This is a genomic window from Dietzia sp. B19, assembly GCF_014145155.1.
Lineage (GTDB): Bacteria > Actinomycetota > Actinomycetes > Mycobacteriales > Mycobacteriaceae > Dietzia > Dietzia natronolimnaea.
Genome location: NZ_JAALED010000368.1, coordinates 1 through 3,072, shown reverse-complemented (window position 1 = coordinate 3,072; position 3,072 = coordinate 1). Strand labels below are relative to the sequence as shown.

The 3,072-nt window shown below is 69.5% G+C and carries 4 protein-coding genes; all 4 read right to left on the bottom strand.

Annotated elements, in window-relative coordinates; translation table 11 throughout:
- On the bottom strand, positions 1–402 hold a 402-nt coding region (locus G6020_RS10970), incomplete at its 3' end, for a sigma factor (protein ID WP_277815270.1).
- A gap of 7 nt (positions 403–409) precedes the next feature.
- Positions 410–1,960 carry an acyl-CoA synthetase gene (locus G6020_RS10965; protein WP_179524469.1) on the bottom strand — a complete coding sequence of 517 codons (1,551 nt, stop codon included), beginning with the start codon at positions 1,958–1,960 and terminating at the stop codon, positions 410–412.
- Positions 1,961–2,028: 68 nt separating this feature from the next.
- Positions 2,029–2,586, bottom strand: a complete 558-nt coding sequence (gene hpt, locus G6020_RS10960; RefSeq protein ID WP_182610652.1) for a hypoxanthine phosphoribosyltransferase — start codon at positions 2,584–2,586, stop codon at positions 2,029–2,031.
- Positions 2,587–3,072, bottom strand: a 486-nt coding sequence (locus G6020_RS10955) for a TilS substrate-binding domain-containing protein (RefSeq protein WP_182610651.1), incomplete at its 5' end; no start/stop codon positions are given.

Sequence of the window (3,072 nt, the reverse complement as noted above, 5' to 3'; positions counted from 1 at the left end):
CAGGATCCCGGCGATGGTGGCGAAGTCGACGGCGAACGAGTCGTGGAGGACCAGCGCCACCCGCTCGGCGGGGGACAGCCGGTCGAGCACCAGGTGCAGCGCCGACCCCACCGACTCGGCGAGGGCCACCTCCTCGGCGGGGTCGGGATCGGCACCCGGACGATCGGGCGCGTCCCCGGGCACGGGCACCGGCACCGCGGCCTTGAGACGGTCCAGACACACTCTGGTGACCACGGTGGTGAGCCATCCCTGCAGGTTGTCGACGGCGGCGGCGTCGGTCCTCGCCAGCCGCAGCCACGCCTGTTGGACCGCGTCCTCGGCCTCGGCCGGATCACCGAGGACTCGCGCGGCGATCCGGGTGAGTCTCGGTCGCTCGCGTTCGAACTCGCCGGTCAGGTCCATCGGCGCCTCAGGCGACGGTTCCGCTCGTGTAGCGGTCGAGGATCCGGCGCTTGACCAGTTTCCCGGTGGGCGTGCGGGGTAGCTCGTCGACGAAGTCCACCGCCCGCGGGATCTTGAAGTCCGAGATGTGGCCGCGGAGCGATCCGAGGATCTCCTCGCCCAGGTCGGGGTCGTCGGCGCGGTCGGGAGCGGGCACCACCACGGCGTGGACCTTCTCCCCCATCTCCTCGTCCGGGATCCCGATCACCGCGACGTCCTCGACCGCCGGGTGCAGCGCGAGTGCGTTCTCGATCTCCTGCGGGTAGATGTTCACGCCGCCGGAGATGATGGTGAACGCCTTGCGGTCGGTGAGGTAGAGGAAGCGGTCGGAGTCCAGGTAACCCACGTCGCCGAAGGTGGACCAGTTGGGGTGCTCGGGGTGGAAGACGGACGCGGTCTTGTCCGGATCGCCGTGGTAGGCGAAGGTGCCCTCGTCCTGCTGCCAGTAGATGGTGCCGATCTCGCCGATGGGCAGCTCGCGGCCCTCCTCGTCGCAGATGTGCGCGATGCCCTTGAGCCCGTCGCGGCCCACCGATCCGGGGCGTTCGAGCGCCTCCTGCGAGTTGATGAACGTGATCCCCATGCCCTCGGTGGCCGAGTAGTACTCGTGGATCACCGGGCCCCACCACTCGATCATCCGGCGCTTGACCTCGGGCGGGCACGGGGCGGCGGCGTGGATCGCGTGGGTCATGCTGGACACGTCGTAACGCATCCGCGTCTCCTCCGGCAGCTTGAGCATGCGCACGAACATCGTCGGCACCCACTGCGAGTGGGTCACGCGGTACTCCTCGATGAGGCGCAGTGACTCCTCGGCGTCGAAGCGGTCCATGAGGATCACGGTCCCGCCGACGGAGTTGACCACGCCGCAGAACCGCAGCGGGGCCGCGTGGTACAGCGGCGCGGGGCACAGGTACACGCTGTCGGCGTCGAACGCGTAGAGGAAGCTGAACACCGGGGTGTAGACGTCGGGGACCTCGTCGATCTGCCCCTCCGGCGGGTCCACGCGCACGCCCTTGGGCCGTCCGGTGGTGCCGGAGGAGTAGAGGAAGTCGTGGCCGCGGGGCTGGTCGGCGGGCGGATCAGTGGGCTTGTCGGCCAGCAGTTCTCGGTAGTCCGCGAACCCGTCGAGCGACCCGCCGAACACCACCCGGTGCTCGACGTCGGGGTGCGCGTCCGGGGACAGGTCGACGTGGTCGGCCACGGGAGCGGAGACGAAGAGGGCGCGGGCACCGCAGTCCCCGATGATGTAGGAGGACTCGTCGGCCGTCAGGTGATGGTTGATGGCGGCGATGTAGAGCCCGACCCGCAACGCCCCCCAGTAGATCTCGACCATTTCGAGGGTGTTGTCCGAGACCACGGCGATGGTGTCACCGGGGCGCAGCCCCCAGTCGTCGGTCAGGACGTGCGCGAGCTGGGCCGACCTGGCCTCGAGCTCGGCGTAGGTGATCTGCTCGCCCGTCGCGGGGCGGATCACGGCGGGCTTGTCGGGCGTGGTGGCGGCGAAGGTTCCCGGGAACATGTCGCCAGGCTAACCGCCTCGCGTGACCTGGATCACGAAATTGCCAGACATGTGTCCAACAGCGTCGGTCAGGAGTACATGCGCGGGTGCAGCCGGCCGATGTACGGCAGGTCGCGGTACCGCTCGGCGAAGTCCAGGCCGTACCCCACCACGAACTCGTTGGGGATGTCGAACCCGATCTCGAGGATGTCCAGGTCCGCCTTGACCGCGTCGGGCTTGCGCAGCAGGGTGACGATCTCCAGCGAGCGCGGATTGCGGGTGCGGAGGTTGCGCATCAGCCACGACAGGGTCAGGCCCGAGTCGATGATGTCCTCCACGATGATCACGTCGCGGTCCGCGATGTCACGGTCGAGGTCCTTGAGGATCCGCACCACTCCCGAGGAGCTGGTGGAGGAGCCGTAGGAACTGACCGCCATGAACTCCAGCTCGGAGGGGATGGTCAGCGCCCGGGCGAAGTCGGAGACGAAGATCGCCGCGCCCTTGAGCACGGCGACCAGCACGACCTCCTGTTCGGAGTCCCGGTAGCGCTCCCCGATCGTCGCGCCCATCTCGGCGATCCGGTCGCGGATCACATCGGTGTCGATGAGCACCGACTCGATCTCGTCGGCGTACTTGTCCGTGCTCATCTACGTCCCCGCTCCACTCGCCCGGTCGATCTCGAGGACCACCTTTCCATGCCGTCGCCGAGCGACCAACCTGCCCCGGCCCGCCGACACACCCGACCCGTCCGGGCCCGTGCCCCCCACCGCCACTCCCCCCTGCCCGTGCCAGTCCGTGACGAGGGCGGCCACCGATGACAGGTGCGCGTACGTGGGCGAGGGGCAGCCGTGGGCCAGCAGCCATCGCCGCAGGACCCGGGTCAGCACAGCTTGCGTGAGCGGCTCGAGGACGGAGACGTCCAGCACGCCGTCTCCGGAGACGGGCACGGCGGCGGCGAGACGGTCCAGCTCGTCGTCGTCGGTCCGGAGCAGCTCCGCGGTCCGCGCCAACCCCTCCGCCACCCCGCCCCCCAGGACGTCCTCGAGGAGCGGGAGCACCTCGTGGCGTAGTCGCACGCGGGTGAAAGCCGGGTCGACGTTGTGCGGGTCGTCCCACCAGTCCAGGCCCAGTGC

Excerpts from the sequence above, each read along its gene's own strand:
- G6020_RS10965 (WP_179524469.1), bottom strand. The coding sequence starts at position 1,960 with ATGTTCCCGGGAACCTTCGCCGCCACCACGCCCGACAAGCCCGCCGTG.
- hpt (WP_182610652.1), bottom strand. The coding sequence starts at position 2,586 with ATGAGCACGGACAAGTACGCCGACGAGATCGAGTCGGTGCTCATCGAC.